General features: G+C 60.5%; 14 protein-coding genes. 10 read left to right on the top strand and 4 right to left on the bottom strand.

Going from position 1 to position 20,629, the window contains the following annotated elements:
- Positions 1–45 precede the first annotated feature (45 nt).
- The 3 genes from PSV43_RS13490 to PSV43_RS13480 all read left to right on the top strand — a co-directional run bounded on the left by PSV43_RS13490 (position 46) and on the right by PSV43_RS13480 (position 3,628).
- Positions 46–708: an HAD family hydrolase gene (locus PSV43_RS13490; protein ID WP_300197978.1), complete on the top strand. Its 663-nt coding sequence runs from the start codon at positions 46–48 to the stop codon at positions 706–708.
- Between the two features lie 76 nt (positions 709–784).
- Positions 785–2,185 carry a DUF2851 family protein gene (locus PSV43_RS13485; RefSeq protein WP_300197976.1) on the top strand — a complete coding sequence of 467 codons (1,401 nt, stop codon included), beginning with the start codon at positions 785–787 and terminating at the stop codon, positions 2,183–2,185.
- Positions 2,186–2,209: 24 nt separating this feature from the next.
- The gene (locus PSV43_RS13480) at positions 2,210–3,628 is read left to right on the top strand and encodes a pectate lyase (RefSeq protein WP_300197975.1); all 1,419 of its coding nucleotides are present in this window, start codon (positions 2,210–2,212) and stop codon (positions 3,626–3,628) included.
- Positions 3,629–3,635: 7 nt separating this feature from the next.
- On the opposite strand, the gene PSV43_RS13475 is transcribed toward PSV43_RS13480, so the two are convergent.
- Entirely contained in the window at positions 3,636–4,370 is a 735-nt protein-coding gene (locus PSV43_RS13475; protein ID WP_300197974.1) for a CorA family divalent cation transporter, read from the bottom strand.
- 145 nt (positions 4,371–4,515) lie between these two features.
- Between PSV43_RS13475 and murC the strand changes: the two genes are divergently transcribed.
- The 4 genes from murC to PSV43_RS13455 all read left to right on the top strand — a co-directional run bounded on the left by murC (position 4,516) and on the right by PSV43_RS13455 (position 11,253).
- The gene (murC, locus tag PSV43_RS13470) at positions 4,516–6,819 is read left to right on the top strand and encodes a UDP-N-acetylmuramate--L-alanine ligase (protein WP_300197972.1); all 2,304 of its coding nucleotides are present in this window, start codon (positions 4,516–4,518) and stop codon (positions 6,817–6,819) included.
- Positions 6,820–6,914: 95 nt separating this feature from the next.
- On the top strand, positions 6,915–8,831 hold the full coding sequence (locus PSV43_RS13465; RefSeq protein ID WP_300197970.1) for an O-antigen ligase family protein: 1,917 nt from the start codon (positions 6,915–6,917) through the stop codon (positions 8,829–8,831).
- A gap of 47 nt (positions 8,832–8,878) precedes the next feature.
- Entirely contained in the window at positions 8,879–9,475 is a 597-nt protein-coding gene (leuD, locus tag PSV43_RS13460; RefSeq protein WP_300197968.1) for a 3-isopropylmalate dehydratase small subunit, read from the top strand.
- A 23-nt stretch (positions 9,476–9,498) separates the two neighbouring features.
- Positions 9,499–11,253, top strand: a complete 1,755-nt coding sequence (locus tag PSV43_RS13455) for a putative manganese-dependent inorganic diphosphatase (RefSeq protein ID WP_300197966.1) — start codon at positions 9,499–9,501, stop codon at positions 11,251–11,253.
- 6 nt (positions 11,254–11,259) lie between these two features.
- Here the strand turns inward: PSV43_RS13455 and PSV43_RS13450 are convergent, their stop codons facing one another.
- The 3 genes from PSV43_RS13450 to PSV43_RS13440 all read right to left on the bottom strand — a co-directional run bounded on the left by PSV43_RS13450 (position 11,260) and on the right by PSV43_RS13440 (position 17,430).
- Complete coding sequence (locus PSV43_RS13450) at positions 11,260–11,934, bottom strand: alpha/beta hydrolase (protein ID WP_300197964.1); 675 nt, start codon at positions 11,932–11,934, stop codon at positions 11,260–11,262.
- An 88-nt stretch (positions 11,935–12,022) separates the two neighbouring features.
- Complete coding sequence (locus PSV43_RS13445; RefSeq protein WP_300197962.1) at positions 12,023–12,217, bottom strand: hypothetical protein; 195 nt, start codon at positions 12,215–12,217, stop codon at positions 12,023–12,025.
- Between the two features lie 107 nt (positions 12,218–12,324).
- Entirely contained in the window at positions 12,325–17,430 is a 5,106-nt protein-coding gene (locus PSV43_RS13440; protein WP_300197960.1) for a DUF1549 domain-containing protein, read from the bottom strand.
- A gap of 162 nt (positions 17,431–17,592) precedes the next feature.
- Here PSV43_RS13440 and PSV43_RS13435 point away from each other — a divergent pair, with 162 nt between their 5' ends.
- From PSV43_RS13435 to PSV43_RS13425, 3 genes are all read left to right on the top strand, one after another.
- Complete coding sequence (locus PSV43_RS13435; RefSeq protein WP_300197957.1) at positions 17,593–19,050, top strand: Wadjet anti-phage system protein JetA family protein; 1,458 nt, start codon at positions 17,593–17,595, stop codon at positions 19,048–19,050.
- Positions 19,047–19,700 carry a DUF4194 domain-containing protein gene (locus tag PSV43_RS13430; protein ID WP_300197953.1) on the top strand — a complete coding sequence of 218 codons (654 nt, stop codon included), beginning with the start codon at positions 19,047–19,049 and terminating at the stop codon, positions 19,698–19,700. Before PSV43_RS13435 ends, PSV43_RS13430 begins: the two co-directional genes overlap by 4 nt.
- Positions 19,697–20,629 (top strand): ATP-binding protein (locus PSV43_RS13425; protein WP_300197950.1); only part of this gene is annotated, 933 nt, incomplete at its 3' end. The genes PSV43_RS13430 and PSV43_RS13425, both read left to right, overlap by 4 nt.

Here is a 20,629-nt window from a genome sequence, read left to right as displayed (position 1 = left end):
TTTCGAATCTTTTGCATCTTTCGCTACTTTCGGCCATCCATCCGCATGCCCCCACCCATCCGCGCCGTGATCTTCGACTTCGACGGCCTCATCGTTGACACTGAAAGCACCGGTTACCATACTTGGAGGGAAATCTATGACCAGCACGGCCATGAGCTTCCTCTGGAGCGCTACGCCCAGGCAATCGGCACCGACTTCATCACCGGCACCTACGACCCCAAGCGTGACCTCGAACAGCTCACGGGCCGGGAGTTTGACTGGGACGCCCTTGAGGTGCTGCGCAAGGCCCACGAAAATGAACTGCGCAAACATCTGCATCTGCTGCCCGGTGTCGCAGACCGCCTGCAGGAAGCCGCCGAACTCGGCATGCGCATCGCCATCGCCAGCAGCAGCCCGCGCGTATGGATCAACTCATGGATGGACCAGCTCGGTCTGCATGACCATTTTCATCACATCTCCACGGTCGATGACACCGGCAAGGTAAAGCCCGACCCAAGCCTCTTTCTCCACGCCGCCGAAAAGCTCGGCGTCGCCCCTCAGGAAGCCCTCATTTTCGAAGACTCCCTCAACGGCCTCCGTGCGGCCATGGCCGCTGGCATCCGCTGCATCGTCGCGCCGGGCCCCATGACCCGGCATCTGGATTTCACCGGCGCGTGGAAGCGTGTCGATTCACTCGCACAGGTTTCCTTGCGCGAACTGATAATCTAAGGCCCCGGCCTCCGTAGCGGTAAAACCAGTGGCATTCCACGCCAGCCGCTCCTTGGTATGCCCACGCCCAATCGTCATGACGCCGCTCCCGCTCGCCGACCGCTACGCACGTTTTCGCGACGCCGTTTTTTCCGGCGTGGCCGAGGCTCTCCCCGGTTTTGCCGAACCCATGACGGAAATGGAACTGCAGAGTCTGTGGTTCTCCGGTGCCTTTGGCAGTGAATTCACCACCACGGATGGCAAGAACGTGCGTATCGCAGATTTCGGTGTGTGGAATTCGGGCGCAGGTCCGGACTTCAACGGCTGCGCCATCGTGATCGGCGGACAAACCCTGCGGGGTGACATCGAGCTGGACCCCGATGCGCGCGACTGGGAACGGCACACGCATGGCGCGAACGAAAACTTCAACCGTGTGGTGCTGCATCTCTTCATGCATGCGCCGGAAGAGCGTTTCTACACACGCACGAGCGAGCACCGCGAAGTCCCTCAAGTGCTGCTGCACGCCGGCATGCTGCCGGAAGGCATCAAGCCCAAGCCCCACCTTGCCCAAGCACGACTGGGGCGTTGCGCCTTGCCTCTACGTGAAATGGATGCCACGCGGGTGCAGTCCATCATCGAATCCGCCGCGCAGCATCGTCTTGAACTCAAATCAAAACGTCTGCACCGCAGCGTGGCCGCGCAGGGTCGTGAGCAGGCGATTTATCAGGCACTGGCGCAGACGCTGGGCTATCGCAAGAACCAGCAGCCCTTCGCCATTCTCTCCCAGCGGCTGCCGTTGAAAAGAATCACCCAACTCGATCCCGCGAAGCGCGAGGCCTGGCTCTTCGGCGTCTCCGGTTTCCTCGAAAGCGTGCGCAGCGACGACACCGAACCCGCCACACGCTCCTACCTGCGTGAACTCTGGAGCGAATGGTGGAAGCTCCGGGGCGACGTGGGCCGCTGGCTGGATGAACGCCAGCTTCTGCGTTGGAAGCTCAACGCCATACGTCCCGGCAATCACCCCCAGCGCCGTCTCGGCGCACTCGCCGCGCTGCTGCGTTCCTGGTCTTCCATCGTCACGCCTTTGGCCGATGCCACACGCTGGAGCCAGGCCGCATGGCGTGACTCCCTTCTCGCTCTCACGCATGATTTCTGGGCCGTCCACTACACCCTGCTCGCGGAGGAGGCGAAGAAACCAGTCGCCTTGATCGGCGAGACGCGGGTGCAGGAGATGCTGGCCAACGTCGCCTACCCGCTGCTGGTGCCAGAGCGCACGCGCCTGTGGGCAGAGTACCTCGAACTCCCCGCCCTGCTCGACAATCAAAAAGTGCGCCGCGCTGTACTGCGCCTCTTTGGCGAGGACACCCGCGGCCATGACTTCACCCGGAAGCTGCACCAGCAGCAAGGCCTGCTGCAGATTTATGAGGACTTCTGCCTCGAAGATGACTCCGCCTGCGCGAACTGCCCCTTTCCGGAAAGATTGAAGGACTGGAGTTGAGCCAGACGTTTTGGGTTCCTAACCATGCGTCCGCTTCTCCTTCTCGCTCTTTCCTCATCGTTCGCTCTTGCCGAACAGCCTGACCCCGCTGTCATCACCGCGGCCATGAAGAAGGCGGTCACCTATGCGCATACGCACCTCGCGCGTGAGGGCGGTTATGCGAGCACCTGGGACAAAGAGGGCAAGATCGGCGAAGTCGAGCACGGCAAGTCCGCCACGATCACCTCCATCCAGCCGCACGGCACCACGACGATGGGGCTGGTCATGCTGAAGGCTTACCAAGCCACGGGTGACGACGTTTTCCTCAGCGCCGCGAAAGACGCCGCCCAATCGCTGCTCAAATCTCAGCTCGCCACCGGCGGCTGGGACAGCGACTTCGATTTCGATCCTGAGAAGATCAAAAAATACCACCTGCGCAGCGACCTCGAAGCCGGGGACAAGGAGCCCGGCAAACGCCGCAACAGCACCACCCTTGATGACAACAAGACCGAGTCCGCGTTGCTCTTTCTGCTGGAAATGACGCATGAACCCGCCTGCAAAGACGATGCCGAATTGAAGCGCTGCACCAAATTTGCCTTCGACTCCCTGCTCGCCGCCCAGGCACCCATTGGAGCCTGGCCTCAGCAGTTCACCGGCCCGGCAGATCCGACGGCACCCGTGCTCAAAGCGAGCTACCCCGCCGAATGGTCGCGCACCTTTCCTAAGGTGAAGTACACCAGCTTCTACACACTGAACGACGACAATCTGCAGCAGATCGCCAAGGTGCTGTTCCGCGCCTACGAACTCGAAAAGGATGAGCGCTATCTCTCCGCCCTGAAGAAACTCGGCGACTTCTTTCTCCTAGCACAGATGCCCGAGCCGCAGCCCGTGTGGGCGCAGCAGTATGATCGCGACATGCATCCCGTCTGGGCGCGCAAATTCGAGCCGCCATCCGTCACCGGCAATGAGAGCATCGGCGCCATGGAAGTGCTGCATCGGCTCTGGGTAATCACAGGTGATGACAAGTACCTCAAGCCAATTCCGTCCGCACTCGCCTGGTTCGAACGCTCCAAGCTGCCCGACGGCACCCACGCACGCTTCTATGAACTGCGCACCAACAAGCCCCTCTTCTTCGTCAAGGATACCTACGTACTGACCTATGACGACAGCAACATGCCAACGCATTATTCCTTCAAGACCAGCCAGCAGAGCAGCCTCGACCTCTTCAAAAAGCAGCTCGCCAAAGGTCGCGAAGAACTGCAGATCAACCATACCGGACCGCAGACGCCGAAGGATTGGGCCAGCCGTGCAAAAGCGGCAGCTTCAAAGGCCAGGAAAGCTGCTGAATCCCTCGACAGCGAAGGCCGCTGGCTCAAAGGCGACGAGATTGATGCCGGCGAATTCGTCAAGAACATGAATGCGATGACGCATTACGTCGAGGCACGCAAGAAGAGCGGGGAGTAGGCGCCGCCTATCGCTTAGCAACCACAAGCGAACTCATCACCAGACCGATGACCACGCCTGCGGTTCCGATCAGCCAAAAGTTCGTCGGTGTGTCGGCGATATCCGCCCGCACATACATGCTGAACAGACCGGTGAGCGCCGTGAGCGGCAGGAACAGCGCTGCCATCACATTTAGGCGGTGCGAGGTGTTCGCCATGATCTTCGCGCTTTGCGCCTGCGCCTCGGCCTGTTTCGCCACGGTGAAGTTCAGTCCAAACTGAGCGTCTTGCAGCAGCAGATCAGCGGTACGCTCCACACTCGCCGCCTGATCTCGCAGATTGATCACATCGCGGTCCGCTTTGACGAACTCGCGGGCCTGCTGCATGGCGCGATGCATGCTGCGCGAGCTGCGGAGCACCGGGGCGATGGCTTCCAGCACCTTGTGATACTCGACGGCGGTTTGTGCGGCGTGCTCCGCCTTGTCGAGTTCATCCAGCCGCGCCGCGTAGGCTGTCAGATGGTTTTGCAGCGCGAGACTGCCACCGTTTTCCGGACTGGATTTCCACGTCCCGTCTGGCAATCGCCAAAACAACGCGGGCCGCCGTTCGACATCATCGGGTCCGGGAAGCTGATGGAGAATGATGAGCAGGTGCTCTTCTTCATAGATCGCACGCTGTGTCCCTGCCTCACGCCCCACCCGGTTGCGGATGGCCTCCGGGATGGTGGCCCAAAGTTTCGGAATGATTTGGATGTCTGGTTTCATGATTGGGAATGTTTTTTTCAAACCCGTCACCATCTGAGCAGACCCCGCTCGTGGAGGCGATGACAAATATCGACCAGGATTTCAGGCTTAGGGAAGTCCCATTCTTGCCCCGCTGCGAATCACGGCCTAGCTTCCGTGCCCTCACATGAACGCCGTCCTCAGCCTCCTCAAAGAAAGCCGTCACCCCATGCGCATCGACCTTATCGGGGTCGCAGGGTCGGGAATGAGCGGGCTGGCGCTGCTGCTGCTGGGCCTGGGGCACAAGGTCAGCGGTTCGGACAAGGCGACGACCCTGGAGACAGAGCGCCTGCAAAAGCTCGGCCTCCAGTTCTTCCACGGCCACACCGAAAAAGAGGTCGAGGACTGCGACATGGTCATCTACTCCAGCGCCATCAAGCCGGGCAACGTGGCCTATGAAGCCGCCTTCAAGCAGGGCATCCCACTCGTCCGCCGTGCAGAAGCGCTCGCTGCCGTGATGGCGAACAAAAAGGGAGTGGTCGTCTGCGGCACACATGGCAAGACCACGACTTCTGCGCTCGCCGCGCACGTGCTGCGGCAGGGCGGCCTCAAGCCGAGCCACTATGTCGGCGCAGAAATTCCGATCCTGGGCTCCAACGCGCACTGGGATACCGAGGGCGAACTGTTTGTGGCCGAAGGCGATGAAAGCGACGGCACACTGGTGAATTTCCACCCTGAGCACGCCATCGTGCTGAACATCGAGCCCGAGCATCTGGATTTCTATGACGGCATCGAAGCCATCAAGGCCGTGTTCCGCCAGGTACTCAGCCAGACCCGCACCCACTGGGTGTATTGCGCCGAAGACCCGGTGGCCAGCGAAGTCTGCGCCGGGCCCCAAGGCGTGAGTTATGGCTGGAGCCGTGACCACGATTTCTCGGCGAACATCCTCTCGATGAAGCCGGATCATTCCGAGTTCGAGGTGTATCAAAAGGGCCAGTTGCTCGGCACCGCCACACTCGGCATTCCAGGCAAGCACAATGTCAGCAACGCGCTCGCTGCCATCGCTCTCGCCACCCGCTGCGGCGTCACATTTGAGGCCATCCAGCATGCGCTGCGTACGTTTCGGGGCGCGAAACGCCGGTTTGAAATCCGCCACAGTGGCGAGCGCTTCACTGTGGTGGACGATTACGGCCATCACCCGAGCGAAATCGCCGCAACACTCGCCACGGCGAAAGGCCTGAACGCGAAACGCATCGTCTGCCTCTTCCAGCCACATCGCTACAGCCGCACGCAGCTTTTGAAGAAGGAGTTTGGCGCGAGCTTTGGCGACGTGGAGGAGCTGTTCGTGACCGATGTGTATCCGGCGAGCGAAAAGCCACTGCCCGGCGTCAGTGGCGAAACGATCCTCGAAGAGGTGAAGCTGCAAAACGATCACACCAAAACCGGCAGCACGCCCACGATGCCGATTGCCCGCGACAAGGTGGGCAATGCGCTCCGCCCCGGCGATCTTCTCATCACGCTCGGCGCAGGCAACGTGCACGAGGTCGGCCGCTGCATCGCGCGCGACCTGCCCGTGCTCGAAAAACTCTGCGGCATCCTTGATGCCAACGGCGGCGGCGTGGCGCGGCTGTATGAGCCCATGTCCCGCCACACGACCTGGCTCATCGGCGGCCCCGCGCAGTACTGGATCGAGCCGCGCAATGAAGCCTCCTTCGCTAAAGTCGTGCGCTACCTGCGCTCGGCATCGATTCCGATTCGCGTCATCGGTCGCGGTTCCAATCTGCTGGTCAAAGACGGCGGCATCCGTGGTGCGGTGATTCACACCAAAGGCGATTTCGAAAATGTGACGGTGGATGGCGATCTGATCACCGCGGGAGCCGGAGCACGGCTCAAGAAAATCGCCAGCGCAGCCCGCAATGCAGGACTCGGTGGATTTGAATGGATGGAAGGCATTCCCGGCAATCTCGGCGGGGCCATCCGCATGAACGCCGGAGCGATGGGCTCCGAGACCTTCGATCAAATCGTCAGTGTCCGCTTCATCGACACGGACGGAAGCGTCAAAGAAAAACAGCTGGCCGAGATCACCCACCACTACCGCAGCGTGCCCGAGTTTGAAGAGCGCTACGTCGTGTCCGCCGTTTTCAAAGGCACCCCTGCCCCGCAGGTCGAAATCGACACCAAGCTCGCCGCCTCCCATCAAAAACGCCGCACCTCCCAGCCCGTCGGAGCCAGCGCCGGCTGCACTTTCAAGAATCCGGAAATCTGTGGTGCTGGCAAACTGATCGACGATCTCGCACTCAAAGGCCGTAACGTCGGCAAAGCCATCGTCAGCGATGTCCACGCCAACTTCATCGTCAACCAAGGCGGCGCCACGGCCCGCGAAGTCCTCGACCTCGTGGCCCAGATCAAAGAGTCCGCCCAGCAGGAACGCGGCGTGACCCTGGAGATGGAAGTGAAAGTCATCGGCGAAGACCAACCGCTGCCGCTGTGACAAACCTCTGACAACTCAGCGCGCTTTTTCAGTGTCCAACTCTGGAGAACAGGTGTTCAGTTTCCACTTATTCCGTCTTCAGGCGGACTTTTGGCATGCAAAAATTCGCTCTCATTCTCTTTCTCCTCGGCCTGTTTGTGACCGGATTGCTCGGCACAGAAACACGATTGCTTTTCTTCTGGCCGGGGTGCTTCCTGCTTGGACTGGCAGGCTTGGTGGCCGTGTTGCGCTGGAAGCTTCGCGTGAGCTTTCAGCCAAGTGACGGGTGTTTGCTCACAGTTCTGATGCTGGCAGGTTATGTGGGCTGGCGCGCATGGGCCTCCCCCGTGGAGGTGTATGCACGTGAGGACGCCGCCGTTCTTCTGGCGGGTTTCGTGGCCTATTTATTGACCGTGACGGCCGTCAGTGATTCCAAATGGCGGCTGGGCATCCTATGTGTGCTGCTCGTGCTGGTGGCGGGAAATCTCAGCGCCGGCTGGCTAAATTTCAATGGCCGCTGGGATTTCCACTTGGTGCCGGGCTTCTCGCGTTCCTTCCCCCCTGGACGCATCGGCGGCTTTTTCAACAACCCCAATCATCTCGCCGCGTTTTTGTCCTTTACGGCCTTCCTGTCGGCAGGCGTGATGCTGTTTGCGCGCATTCACATCGCCTCACGGCTGCTGCTGGGTTTTGGCATTTTATCGATGCTCGCAGGCGTGGCTCTCACAGCCAGCCGGGCGGCAATGCTGGGTTTTGCCGTCGGTGGCTTGGTGTTTGTGCTGCTGACGCTCTGGGTCGTATGGAGCACGAAGCGGCCGCTGTTCAAATGGCTGGTCATCGCCCTGCTGCTAGTGGGTGGCGCTGCGGGCGGCGCAATCTACAAGGTGAATGAAGAATCCATGCTCAGGCGGCAGTTGACGAGCCCGCTGGGCGAGGACATGCGCGTGAACATCTGGCGCTCCGCGCTGGCACAGCACGCGGATTCTCCATGGATCGGCGTGGGTTCACGCATGTTTTACGAAGGCAGCATCACGCATCGGGACCCGGCGTCTTCGCCCTACATGGGAGATGCGCTCTTCGCCCACAACGAATACCTGCAGACGATGGCGGATTACGGCTGGGCGGGGCTGGCGCTGGTGCTGCTGGTGCTGCTGGCACACCTGCTGAACGGCCTGCGTTTCCTGCGCTGGTTCATCACAGAGAAATTTCCAGCCACCGGCATGCTCAGCAGCAATGCGCTAGCGCTCACGCTCGGCGGCATCGCCGCACTGCTGGCCACGCTGGTGCAGGCGGCATTTGAATTTCAGGGACACATCCCGATCACGGCGGTCGTCGGCGCCATCCTCCTCGGCCTGCTCGCCAATCCGGGCATCGAGAGCGAAGTTTTCAAAGCCCGCCGCATCTGGGGGCTGCGCTTCCTCATGAAAATTGCCATGCTGGCAGCATCCATCGCGTTGCTGGGTGCCGCTGCGATCTTTGGCACGGCAGATGGTTATGCCGCCTATGCACGGCTCGAAAACAGCCGTGGTGAAACCGGGAAAGCCCTGGGTCATTTCGCACGCGCCACGCTCATAGACCCACGCAACGCCGCCCTGGCCTATCAGCACGGACTGGCTTTGATGGACTCGATCAAGCAGGACATGACCAAAGATGCCTACCTCCGCACGGTGGACGCCTCGATGAAAGAACTCACCCGCGCGACGGCCCTAAATCCCTACAATTACCTTTACCAGCTCGCGCTGGCGGATGCCCTGGATGCCGCCGGCAAAAATGACGCCGCGTTTCAGGCCATCCAACGGGCCCTCGCCCTCGCCCCGCTCTACGAAGAGCCCCGCTTGGCCCTGGGCATGCACTATCACCGCCTCAAACGCTACCAGGAGGCTGAATTTGCCTACCTCTGGGCCGGAAAGGCCCACGTCAAGAACCCTGAAGGCACCGCCAACTGGCTGGAAACCTACCGCGAACTCCTGCGCCAAACCACCCTGGAGGCCGATCAGGCACGGACCGCCCTGATCCAGCAGCAAGGCCGCTGAGATGTGCATTTGCCCTCGCGCCGAATTCCGCTACTGTCTCGCCCCTCATGGCACTCGCAAAAATCACCCAAGTTACCGGCTGCGGCGTTTACGTTCCTGGCTCGGACATCGACACTGACCGCATCATTCCGGCACGCTTCATGAAATGCGTGACGTTTGACGGACTCGGCGAATTCGCCTTCTACGACGTGCGTTTCGACAAGGACGACAAGCCCACCGGCCATCCGCTTGATGATCCACGCTTCAAAGGCGCCAACATCCTGCTCTCCGGCACCAATTTCGGCTGCGGCAGCTCCCGTGAGCACGCCCCACAGGCTTTGTATCGTTTCGGCATCCGAGCCGTGATCGCCGAGAGCTTCGCCGAAATCTTTTTCGGCAACTGCACCACGCTGGGCATCCCCTGCGTGTGTGCAAGCGCTGCGGACATCCGCGTGCTGGCCAACGAGATCGAGCGCAACCCAAAGCTCGAAGTCACCATCGACGTCGCCTCCGGCAAGGTGTTCTTTGAAGACCAGGAATTCTCCGTCACCCTGCCAGGCACTGCGCACGAAGCGCTGACCACCGGCAAGTGGGACCCGATCGCCGAACTCCTTGAAAACAAGGACGCCGTGCATGCCCGCATCACGGCGCTGGGATTTGCCTGAGCCTGTCCCCTACCGCTTCACGCATGGCCGCCTTTGAAACAGTCGCGACGGACAGTTCATCGCTGATCAGCCGTAATCCCTCGTCTCTGCGTCCTTCCACCTCGCCGGACACGATTCATGTGATCGGGCATCGCAATCCCGACACGGATGCGATCTGTTCCGCCATCGGCTATGCGGCATTTTTGCGCGATGTCCGTGGGATGAAGGCCGAAGCCGCCTGCTGTGGCGAACTCAGCGTGCGCACCAACTGGGTGCTGCAAACCGCGGGTGTTCCCGGTCCCAAGCTGCTGCTGGATGTACGGCCCACGGCTGCCTCCATCTGCCGGCGTGAGGTGTTTACCGCCAGCCCGCACCAGACTTTCCTCTCGGTGTACCGGATGATGATGGACCACAATTTCCGCAGCATTCCCATCGTCGATAACGAAGGACGCCTGCTCGGCATGCCGGCCATTCAGGAGCTCGGGCAGCTCTTTCTGCCGGCACAGACAAATGAAAAAACGGACAAGGCCAATCGTGAAGTCCGCAGCAGCCTGCTCAATATCGTGAATGCACTGGATGGCATCGTGGGCGGCGGCGCTCCTGATCTCGAAACGATTCAGGATTTCGTGCTCGTCGTCGCTGCATCCAGTTTGGAAACCACGCGCAAACGTGCCCAGCAGTTTCCCACAAACCTTTTGGTGATGATCACGGGCGACCGCCCGGAAATTCACGAACTGGCAGTCGAGATGAATGCCCGCTGCCTCATCATCACCGGCAAATTCAAAGCGGCCTCCAGCATCCTGACACGCGCGGCGCAGCAGGGTGTTGCCATCATTTATTCGCCCTACGACACCGCCAGCACCTCGCAGCTGCTGCGTTTCTCGCGTCCCATCGGCGAGGCGCTGTCACACGAGTTCATTTCCTTCGGTTCACGCACCCCCCTCCGTGAGATCGTCCCGGCAGCGCAGCATTCCAGTCAGCCTCTCTTTCCTGTGGTCGATGAGGAAACGCGGAAGCTCCTGGGCGTCTTTTCCAAGTCGGATCTCCTCGACCTGCCGCGCATGAAGCTCGTGCTGGTGGACCACAACGAATTCGCTCAGGCCGTCGCTGGTGCTGATGAGGCTGAAATCATCGAGGTCATCGATCACCACCGTCTCAGCGGCAATCTGCGCACCAAGGAGCCGATTCGTTTCATCAACGAACCCGTGGGCAGCACCTCGACCATCGTGGGCATCATGTACCGCATGCGCAATGCCGCGCCGGACAAGTCCACGGCCATCTGCCTCTGCGCCGGCATCATCTCCGACACGCTGCACCTCACCAGCCCCACCACGACAGACACGGACAGGGATATCCTCAAATGGCTCAGCGGCATCGGCGGCATCGACAGCTCGCAGTTCGTCAAAGACTTCTTCGCCGCCGGCTCCATGCTGCGCGAGCAGACGCCTGAGCGCGCGCTGGAAAGCGACCGCAAGGTCTTCGAAGAAAACGGCTGGCACATCAGCATTTCCCAGATCGAAGAACTCGGCCTCGACGAATTCTGGAAGCGCGAAGTGGATCTTCAGGGCGCACTGCAATCCCTGCTGACGAAGCACAATCTGCACTTTGCCTGTCTGATGGTCACCGACATCACACGCCATCACAGCGTGCTGCTGGTCGCGGGAGATCAGCGCGTCATCGACTCCATCGACTACCCTCAGGCGAATGAGCATGTCTATGACATGGCAGGCGTTGTGAGCCGGAAGAAGCAGCTCTTCCCGTATATGAGCCACGTCGTGACGAAGCTGGCGGCGCCTTGATGAGCCTCACGATTCTTTGAAGCTGCCGGTTTGCAGGAAGCGATGCACCGCACGGAAAACCGCAGGCTGGAGGATGATGGTGGCGTGATTGGTCGGTAGCAGAGTGTAGTCGGCCTCGCCTTCGGCATGGGAGCTGGCGATGGTGACGACACCATCGGACTCGGCACCAAGCAGACGCCGGAAAACCGGCAGCGTATCCTTGTTTCCCATGATCACACCCGTCTCCGGTGGCAGCGGACCCAGCGTGTTCGGCGTGCTGCCAGCATCCGTGCCGAGCTCTGCTGAAACCGGCCCTCGCAGCCAGCGCACCCAGCGCCACTGGCCCAGTTCATCAATGATCTGGCTGCCCTGATTCGGCGGTGCCAGGAGCACCGCACGCCCCAGCGGAAACGCGGGGTCACGCTGCGCCGCCCAAGCACGAAACACGATGCCACCCAGCGAATGGGTGACGAAATGCACCTGCGAATCCGCCGCAATTTCCAGCCGTTCCAGTGCTGGATTAAGGTGCTTCTGCACTGCGTCTGCAATCGAAACACGATGCGACGGATAGCCAATGCTCTTCACCCGATAACCACAAACCTTCAGCCACAGCCCCACCACCCACATGCTGCGCCGTGTGCGCCCGAGTCCGTGGATGAGGACGACAGTGGGGATGGGAGAACTCGATTGGCTGGCATTCATGGCATTCGACTGCGGAGTTCATTCCACAATTCATCCGGATTACTATGCATGTCAGCCTCGGCGGCCCGCGTCCAGGCAATCTCTGGTTTCATGCACAAGAGGCGAGAACGCGAGCTTTGACATCGCTCCAAGGCGACACGCGGTCTGGGTGCTGCTGATATTCCTGCCAACGCTGTTCAACGAATTCGGCCAACGCAGGGTTGTCATCCGGCGTGTCGGCCATGAGAGACCTCTTGTCCTCGTCGGGCAATAGCGCGACTCCTGGAAAACGTTCGACGATCATGACGCGAGATTACGACGACGGATTCCCTGAGTCAACGCAGGAGGAGATGCCAGATTTTTTGCACAGTATAGTTGAAATCGGACTCGTTGCGCCGCAACCGAACTGCTTCAATGATTAAACAAGAAGGCTGGTGAGTTGATCAAAGCCCATGCCAGATCCTGCGCAGCCGTCAGGCGCTTGTTGCCGAGCTGGGTCTGGCTCAGACCGGCGTCACGCCGAAGCTGTACCAGTTTGGGATCAAGCGGGATCGCCTTCTGACTGTCAGTGTGCTTGGTTTCAAGCGCCACGAGTTGCGCATCCACCGGCAGTGGTCTGCGTGCATTTGCGAGAACCTTCTTCTGTGTCTGGTAGTCTTTGAACTGGTTGAGGAAGTGCTGGGTGAGCACTGCATTTTGCTCAGGCGTGCGTTTTGGAGCCTTCAGCGCGGCGGCGACGGCGGAGGGAACACCGAAGCGAACCGCGGGGCTGGTGGTGACCCACAAACGGAAGCGACCGGGGTTGTACTTCCCGTTCTGGAAGTTGGAGGTCATCACGATGGTGAACTGCGAACCGCCTTCATGCGCAATGGGCTTCATGAATTCAAAGGTCGCCTCATGACGGAAGCCGCCCTGCGGACTGACGGCCCAGCCACGGTCACGATTGCCCTTTTTGAGAGCTTCGGTGACGGCAAACTTATCCTGCTCGAAGTCGGCTTTCGGATTTTTCAGCACCTGCGCTTCGCCACCGCGTTTGCTGCGCTTGGCATCCATCGGATCCGTGCTGACAGTGAATTCACCGAGGACGAAGTTCCCATCAGTAGCCAGGCCTGGACCATTGCTGGGCAGACGATCATCGGGGATCATCTCCAGCTTGATCGCCGTGATGTTGGAGAGTGTCGTTTTGCCAATGAGCATGTAGTTTCCGGTGGTCTCACGGCCTGCGGGCATGGCCGTGGCAAAGAGGCTGCCATCAGGCTGAAGCTCGAGTTTTTCGACACCCCCGGCGCGTTGTACTTTGAGGCTATCAAACGGCTGCCATTCCGTGGTGAGATCGAGATAATTTTCCCACGCAGGCTGGTTGGCCGCAGCGGTGCCCTGAACGGTCTTCACCTTGGCTTCCGCAGCAGTGATGGCCGCTTTGCGTGCAGCTTCCTTTTTGGCAATTTCGGGAGCCATCTTGACCTTGTAAGCTTCGAGTTCCTTCTTCGCGGCATCAATACCAGCAAGGCGCTCCTGCTCGGCTTTATCGATCAACGGCTTCTGTTCCGCCTCCTTGGCCTGAAGGACAGCGGCGAGCTGTTTGTTCTCAGGATCGAGCTCCCTCATGGAGGCCAGGGCGGCGTCGATTTCCTTCTCGTTCGCATGGCTGTTGAGGATGCGCAGGAAGATGGCATCGACGAGTTGGCGGTCGTCTTTGATCTCACTGGTCAGCTTGGCAATGGCGTTGCCGGGATCGCTGATGGCATCGCCCACAGTCGGGCCGCTCATGAGGGCCATGACTGGACCGAGGTTGACCTCATTGCTGCGCTCGCACTCGCACACGGATTCACGGGCGGGTTTGCCGAAGTTGGCGAGGAAGCCATCCTGCAGTTTGACCTGACCGTCAGCCAAAGCGGCGGCGCGGGTGCCCTTGGGCATGCCGGGGATGTTCGGCATGCTGCCCGTGACGGCAAAGACGGAGTCAAACAGCACTTCAGCCGGCAGGCGGCGGGCCTTGGCGTGGCTGTAGTTGGTCTTGTCGTCTTCGTTCCATTTGTTGGTGGCGAGGCTCAGGTTGTAGGTGCGGCTGTTGGCGATGATCTTCATCAGGTGCCTCACATTGAAGCCGCTCTGGATGAATTCGTTGGTCAGGTATTGCAGCAGTTCGGGATTGCTCGGCGGATTGCCGGCGCGGATGTCATCCAGCGGTTCGATGACGCCGGTGCCGGTGAGGTAGCCCCAGACGCGGTTGGCGTAGCTCATGGCGAAGTAGTCGTTCTGCGGGCTCGTCATCCAGGTGGCAAACTGCTCACGCCGGCTGCTTGCCGTCTTGCTCACAAGTTCATTCTCATACGGCACCTGCGGCGCGACGGGCTTGTTGGTGCGCAGGTGCAGCACGTCTCCCTCTTTTTTGTCGGAGACGATCTCGAACAACGGCTTAGCGCCTTCAACAGCACTGCCGCCGATGGTCTGGCCCTTGGCAGCAGGATCACCCTTGAGATCAATCTGCGCGAAGTAAGACGCGGTCTCATAGTACTGATCCATCGTCCAGCGCTCGAAAGGATGGTCGTGGCACTTGTTGCAGTTGAAGCGCGTCGCCAGGAACAGGTGCGTGGTGTTTTCGCTGATGTCTTCGGCGGTGCGCACCGTCTTGAAGTAAGCCGCGGGCGGATTGTCCTTGTTCGAACCTGTGGCGGTGATGATGCGATACGCAAAACGGTCATACGGCGTGTTGTCTGCCACCTGCTGCTTGATCCAGGTGCGCAGACCGCCGGCACCCTCAGCACCGAGGAACTTCGCGTTCACCTGCAACATGTCGGCCCATTTGTTGGCCCAATGCTCGACAAAATCAGGATTGCCGATGAGCTTGTCCACCACCTCGCTGCGCTTGGTGCGGGTGTCACGCTTGTCAGCCATGAATGCGATGACTTCTTCAGGCTTTGGCGGCAGGCCGGTGAGATCGAGATGAATGCGGCGGAAGAATTCCTCATCCTTGCACAGGCCACTCGGCTCGATCTTCATGCGCTGCCATTTTTGCGCCACGAGTTCGTCGATCTTGTTCCACTTCTCCGGCTCTTTCCAGGCGAAGCCCGTGCGGTCGCCCATCACGGTGATGGTAGTGGCGGCATAAGCACCTTCAAAGCGGGCAAGGATCGGTGCCTCACCACGACGCAGGCTGGTCATGAGGCCCTTCTTGTCCGCTTCGATGACATCGCCATTGCCGCTGTCGAGGAAGGACTCAGCGGTGACATCTTTGACATAGCCATCCGCATAACGCGCGATAACACGAAGCTGCTGGCGACCACCGACACGCTCAATGACCGGATTCTTCGGCGACAACTCAATGCTGGTGACGCGCGGCGTCTTCATGTCCAGCTTCGCACCTTGGCCGATCCACGCTTTGAGCGACTCGTAGTAAAGCTCACCTGGCACCGTAAGCTGACCGCCTTCATGCGGCACGCTGCCGCTGGCCTTCAGCAGCATGAGCGAATGTTCTGGTGAGGCAACGTTCGCACGCCGGCTGGAGAGATCATCTGCAAAAGCGAGCACATCGTAAACGGGATCATAACCACGCAGCGAAAGCTTGAAGCCAGCCTTGCCTTCCTTCGCGCCGTGGCAGGTGCCTTGATTGCAACCCAGCTTCGACATAATCGGCATCACATCGCGCACGTAGTCGGGGTGGAGAGATGCATTCATGCCGCTCACGTTCACCGGGATGTGGGCAGTCTTGCCGAGGAAAGAGATTTTGACGCTGGTAGCACCATCCTTGCCCGGGCGCACCATGCCACGGGCGTTCACGGCCACGACATCGATATTTGCAGCGGTGACCTTGGCCATGCGTGTGACATCAGCGCGAGTGCCGTCGCTCATGCGAGCGGTAACGAGAAGCTGCGCGTACTCGGTGGGCTTGCCGATCTTGATCGTGGTCGGTTCGACGTCGATGGAGGCAACCGTCGGCCCAGTGTGCAAAGTTTCGATCTTGTGATCCTTCTCGATCACCACACGCACGCTGTCGTCCACGAGAACGTCCGAAGCCGCGAGGGTTTTTTCCATCACCAGCGGCACCGAGACAAATTCCTTGGCGATGGCACCGTTGGCAGCATCGATGAGACGGATCTGCCCGTCCTGACCTGCCACGGCAACGGTTTTGCCATCGGGACTGAAGGTCACGCTGAAGATGCCGCAGGGAATTGCCGTGCTGCTGAGCTGCTTCACGCCTTGGACAACCCAGTCATCCAGCTCCTTGCCCTTGCCGTTCACCGTTTCCACCAGCTTCTTAACGCTTTCGGGCATGGTGCTGTCGTAATCGCTGGCGTAGATGTTCACCGTCCCTGTTCCTTCAAACGAGGTACCAGCAGCGATGCGCTTGCCATCCGGCGCGAAATCGACGCCAAAAATGCGGCCCTCCATGCCGGGGAATTTGCGAATGAGATTCGCATTGTCACCAATGACGCGCTTCGTCATGCGTTCCATGCGATAGATCGCAGGCACGCCATCCGTGCCACCAATGAGCACTTCATTGCGCAGCGGATGCCGCGCCAGCACCTGCACACCGCCTTTGAGTGCACCGGGAGTGATGGAGGTGACGTTATCCACAAAGCGCTGCGTGGTGACCTCAGTGAGCTTCACGCTCATGTCACGACCGCAGGAGACGATGTTCTTGCCGTCCACACCCCACACGGTGTCGAGCACCCAGTCACTGTGCCCACCCATGAAGAGCGTTTCCTTGCCAGTGGCCACATCGATGGCGCGCACCGCATTGTCACCGCAGCCGAAAGCGAGGAATTTGCCATCCGGCGACCAGCTTGCGCCATACAGCGTGTCAAAAGTCAGCGACTTGGAGAGTTCGAGTTTCTTCGCCGCCACGTCCCAGATTTGAATTTCACCCATCCGCGCCGGGCTGCCGCCGGTAAGCGCGATCTTCTTCCCATCCGGAGACCAGGCCAGCTTCTGAATGCGCTCCGCCAGACCGACGAGACGCGCCACGATGCCGCTGCCGTCAGCCTTATGAATCAAGACCTCATGATAACCCGCCACCGCGATCATGCTACCATCCGGCGAATAATCGATGGATGTGATGGCCGGAGCCTTCACATAGACAGGGGGGTGCGCCATGTCGTACTGCACCTTGGCTGATGGCGGCGTGTCATCGTTCGCACCTTCAGCGATCCAGCGTTCAATCAGGACGATCTGCGTCTCATGCAGCGGGTCGGCCTTCTGTGGCATCTCTACCTTGCCCTTTTCGTCGGGTTTGATCAGCTTCAGCAAATTGGACTCCGCCGGTTTGCCCGCCACCACCGCATGGCCTTCCTCGCCCCCTTTGAGCAGCGCCACGAACTCCGTCATGATGTACTCGCCCTTCTTCTTCGCGGGCTGATGGCAGCCATTGCACTGCGCCTGGAAAATCGGGCGGATGTGCTTATAGAATGAGATCGGCTTGTTCGGGTCAATGCCCTCCTCCTTCTTCGGCGGTGCAGCATGCACAGCGGCGGCGGCGGCGAGGAAGAGTACAGCAATGAGGAGACGTGTCTTCATGGGGTTGGCGTTGGGCGTTTTGACAATAAGAGCAGCACGCGGAAACGCCTCCCAAGGTGCATGTCTTGCGCGCCCCGGCCCCGAGGGCGGGATCGTCCATGCCCATAGCGGAGTTCGACGGGCAGTTGCCTCGCCGTGAACTCTCCCCATGATGGGCGGCTCATGCCCGACCTCCTCTCCTCCAGCCTTTACCGCGAAGTGCGCGATCCCGCGTTCTTCCGCTTGCTGGCGGGCAAAAATGCCCCGACGTATGTCGATGTCCTGGATGCGCTGGATCGCGAGTGCACCGAACAGCCGGACGGCCTGGAGCGCGAGGACGCCATTGAAATCATTGCCGAAGTGCTCGCCAAGCATCCGGAATTCCAACCCGAAGGAGACGAATTTCACGCCGAGGGCGAGCAAATCGCAGGAGCCCTTCCTCCGCGTGAAACCTCGCGCCGGGTGCTCGATCATCTCTCCCGCTGCCGCTGGCTGGAAGAACCACCACGCAAGGACTGGCGGCGACGGCTCTATTTCGATGCGCATGGCTCCACGCTGATCGCCGCCCTGCGGCAGATCGCCCACCCGGAAGCGGCCGTTTTCACAGACAAGCTCACCGCCGTCTGCGCCATGCTGGCAAACGAACCAGAACTAATCGAGCGTCCGCTGCAAACCGTGGACGTGTGTCTGGCAAACACCCGCCAGGGCCTCGGCGAACTGCGCACCATGCAGAAATCCGTGCAGCGCCTCACGCGTCGGCAGTTGGAGGAAAACACGCTCAGAGGCAATCTCGCGCTAGTGTTTGAAGACTACGCCGAGCAGATCGCCCACGGCGCCTATGCCGAGCTCATCCGCGCCCGCCTGCCCGCCCTCCTACCCGAGGCCGTGAGACGCATCGGCGAACGCTTGCAGGATGACTCGACCGCTATGGCGGAGATGCAGACAGAACTTCTGCGCCGCGAGTCCACCCTCAGCGCCGAAACAGCCCGCGCCCGCGTGCGCCAGCGTTTGGATGAACTCGCTCACCTGCTCGAACTCGTCCAGCCGATGGCGGACGAAATCGACAGGCGCACCGCCGACTTCACCCGTCGTTCGCTCTCACGTTTCCGCTATCTCCAAGATGTCACCGGCGAGCGCCGCAGCGAGGTCAGGGACTTCTTCATGAAAGCGAATGACATGCTCGCCGGAAAGCGCCTTTCCAGTGCGTGGGAACTGCCGGAACTTCCAGCACTCCGCCTGCCCGAAACCCGCATGCCCGCAGGACTCGACAGCCTTTATGCACCGGTAACCCGCCGCGTCGCGGGCGAGCAGGCCGCTCTGGATGACGAGGTCACCGATGCCGAGCGCGACGAAGGCCTGCGCGGCATGGAGCGCGCCCTGCGTGACTCACTTTCCGTGCGGCGTGCGAATGAATTTGTGAAGCGCCTGCCCGGTGAAAAAGGCGCGCGTATCTCCAGCGCCGATCTCCCCGTCGCCTCCGAGGCAGACCTCACCGAACTCATCGCCCTCATGCTCCATGCGGAGTCGAATGAAGCCGCCTATAAGCTGGAATCCACCCGCAGCCGCGCTGACGTGCGTGAGATCGCGCTTGATCCCCTTCCCGGTGCCCGCGTGGAGCATTTTGACCTCATCAAGAAATGACCGAAGCCGACCCCAACATCAATGAAGCGCCCGCGCCGGAGCCGTTGCTCCGGTTGCAGGATCAGGATCGCGCGCGTCTAGCCGAGGCGCTGCAGGAGTTGCTCGCGCATGGCTCCCTGCTTGGTCTGGAGAGCGGCCAAAGCGCTCTTTACAATTGGTGCCGGCAAAATTTCGAATGGTTGCGTGAAACCGCCGCCCTTGCCGGCCTTGATGTGGCCCTGCTGCATGAAGAACGCATGGTGCAGGCCATTCCGCGTGTCAGTTCGATGGTTCTGCATCTGCGGCAAGACGCGACGCTGATCTGGCTGGCGCTATGGTACGCCGGAGATGTGCGCTGGCGTGATGAGGGAGAAACGCAGGCATTCCTGACCGTGGCGGAGTTGAACGCACTGCTCAAAGACCAGCTCCTCTCAGATGCCATCGGCCAGATTTCCCGTGGTCGCCTGCGCGAGATCCTGCGTCAGGCCGCTCGTTTCAATCTCATCCGCTTTCAGCCAGCAGAGCCCTTCGAAGACTCCGGCATCGAAGTCCTCCCCGCCATCCGCCGCGTCGTACCATTCCGTGAACTGGCCGAGTGGACGGAAACCGCAAACGCCTTCAGCCGTGGTGAAGCCGTCGTTTCCAGCACCGAAGAGGAGGTGGAGGCATGAGCACCAAAAGCCGCGCCATTCGCCTCTCCCGCCTGCATGCCATCAACTGGTATGGCTATCAGGACACGCTCCCCGTGCAGGGAAATCTCGTGCTCGCCGGTGTCACCGGCTCGGGGAAATCCATCCTCATGGACATGCTCATGCTGGTGCTCGTCGGGCCGGAAAAAGCACGCCATCACTTCAACCGCAGCGCCACCGGCGCGCAGTCAGACCGCACCCTGAAGGGCTACTGCCTGCTCGACACGAAGCAGCAGTCCGAAAGCGGCCAGCCCCAGTTTTACCATGACAAAGGCGTGACTACCTACGTCGCGGCGGAGTTCGTCTGGCCGGATGGCAAGCGCATCGAGACCTGGGGCCTGCGTGTCGAATTTCGCAACACAGCGGAGAACGACGGCCACATCACGCCTTTCTTCTGCCAGGGAGCCTTGGAAAAGAGCGATTTCATCCAAACCTCTGCCGAAGATGGCAAGCGCCGCACGCTGGACATCCTCGGCTTCCGCCAGCTCGTCGAGAGCCGGAACGGGCGAGTGTTTACCTCCTCACGCGAATACCTGCGCGACATGAGCAACAGCGCTCATCTCAACTTCAATCGCGAGGTTCTTGACCGCCTGCTGCCGAGCGCGATGTCGTTCACCAATCTGAAGAGCTTCGACGACTTTTGCCGCCGCTTCGTCCTCCCGGGCGAAGCCGTGCCGGTGGATGACGTCGTGGCGAGCTATCGCGATTTTGAATCCTACGAGAACGAGCTGCGCCAGTTGCGCGGGCAGCTCACTCGGCTGCAAACCATCCGCCAGCATTCCGAAACACGCGTCGCTGCGCAACGTGACCGCGATGTGGCCCGGTTTCTAGCCGTTGAGCTGAATCACGAGCACGTGCAGAATCAGGTCTCCAGCATGGAGAAACGCCTCATGGAACTGCGTGAAAGCTTC

Source organism: Prosthecobacter sp., from assembly GCF_029946185.1.
Classification (GTDB): Bacteria; Verrucomicrobiota; Verrucomicrobiia; order Verrucomicrobiales; family Verrucomicrobiaceae; genus Prosthecobacter.
This window is presented reverse-complemented; position numbering and strand designations above follow the sequence as displayed.

Excerpts from the sequence above, each read along its gene's own strand:
- PSV43_RS13490 (WP_300197978.1), top strand. The coding sequence starts at position 46 with ATGCCCCCACCCATCCGCGCCGTGATCTTCGACTTCGACGGCCTCATC.
- PSV43_RS13485 (WP_300197976.1), top strand. The coding sequence starts at position 785 with ATGACGCCGCTCCCGCTCGCCGACCGCTACGCACGTTTTCGCGACGCC.
- PSV43_RS13480 (WP_300197975.1), top strand. The coding sequence starts at position 2,210 with ATGCGTCCGCTTCTCCTTCTCGCTCTTTCCTCATCGTTCGCTCTTGCC.
- PSV43_RS13475 (WP_300197974.1), bottom strand. The coding sequence starts at position 4,370 with ATGAAACCAGACATCCAAATCATTCCGAAACTTTGGGCCACCATCCCG.
- murC (WP_300197972.1), top strand. The coding sequence starts at position 4,516 with ATGAACGCCGTCCTCAGCCTCCTCAAAGAAAGCCGTCACCCCATGCGC.
- PSV43_RS13465 (WP_300197970.1), top strand. The coding sequence starts at position 6,915 with ATGCAAAAATTCGCTCTCATTCTCTTTCTCCTCGGCCTGTTTGTGACC.
- leuD (WP_300197968.1), top strand. The coding sequence starts at position 8,879 with ATGGCACTCGCAAAAATCACCCAAGTTACCGGCTGCGGCGTTTACGTT.
- PSV43_RS13455 (WP_300197966.1), top strand. The coding sequence starts at position 9,499 with ATGGCCGCCTTTGAAACAGTCGCGACGGACAGTTCATCGCTGATCAGC.
- PSV43_RS13450 (WP_300197964.1), bottom strand. The coding sequence starts at position 11,934 with ATGAATGCCAGCCAATCGAGTTCTCCCATCCCCACTGTCGTCCTCATC.
- PSV43_RS13445 (WP_300197962.1), bottom strand. The coding sequence starts at position 12,217 with ATGATCGTCGAACGTTTTCCAGGAGTCGCGCTATTGCCCGACGAGGAC.
- PSV43_RS13440 (WP_300197960.1), bottom strand. The coding sequence starts at position 17,430 with ATGAAGACACGTCTCCTCATTGCTGTACTCTTCCTCGCCGCCGCCGCC.
- PSV43_RS13435 (WP_300197957.1), top strand. The coding sequence starts at position 17,593 with ATGCCCGACCTCCTCTCCTCCAGCCTTTACCGCGAAGTGCGCGATCCC.
- PSV43_RS13430 (WP_300197953.1), top strand. The coding sequence starts at position 19,047 with ATGACCGAAGCCGACCCCAACATCAATGAAGCGCCCGCGCCGGAGCCG.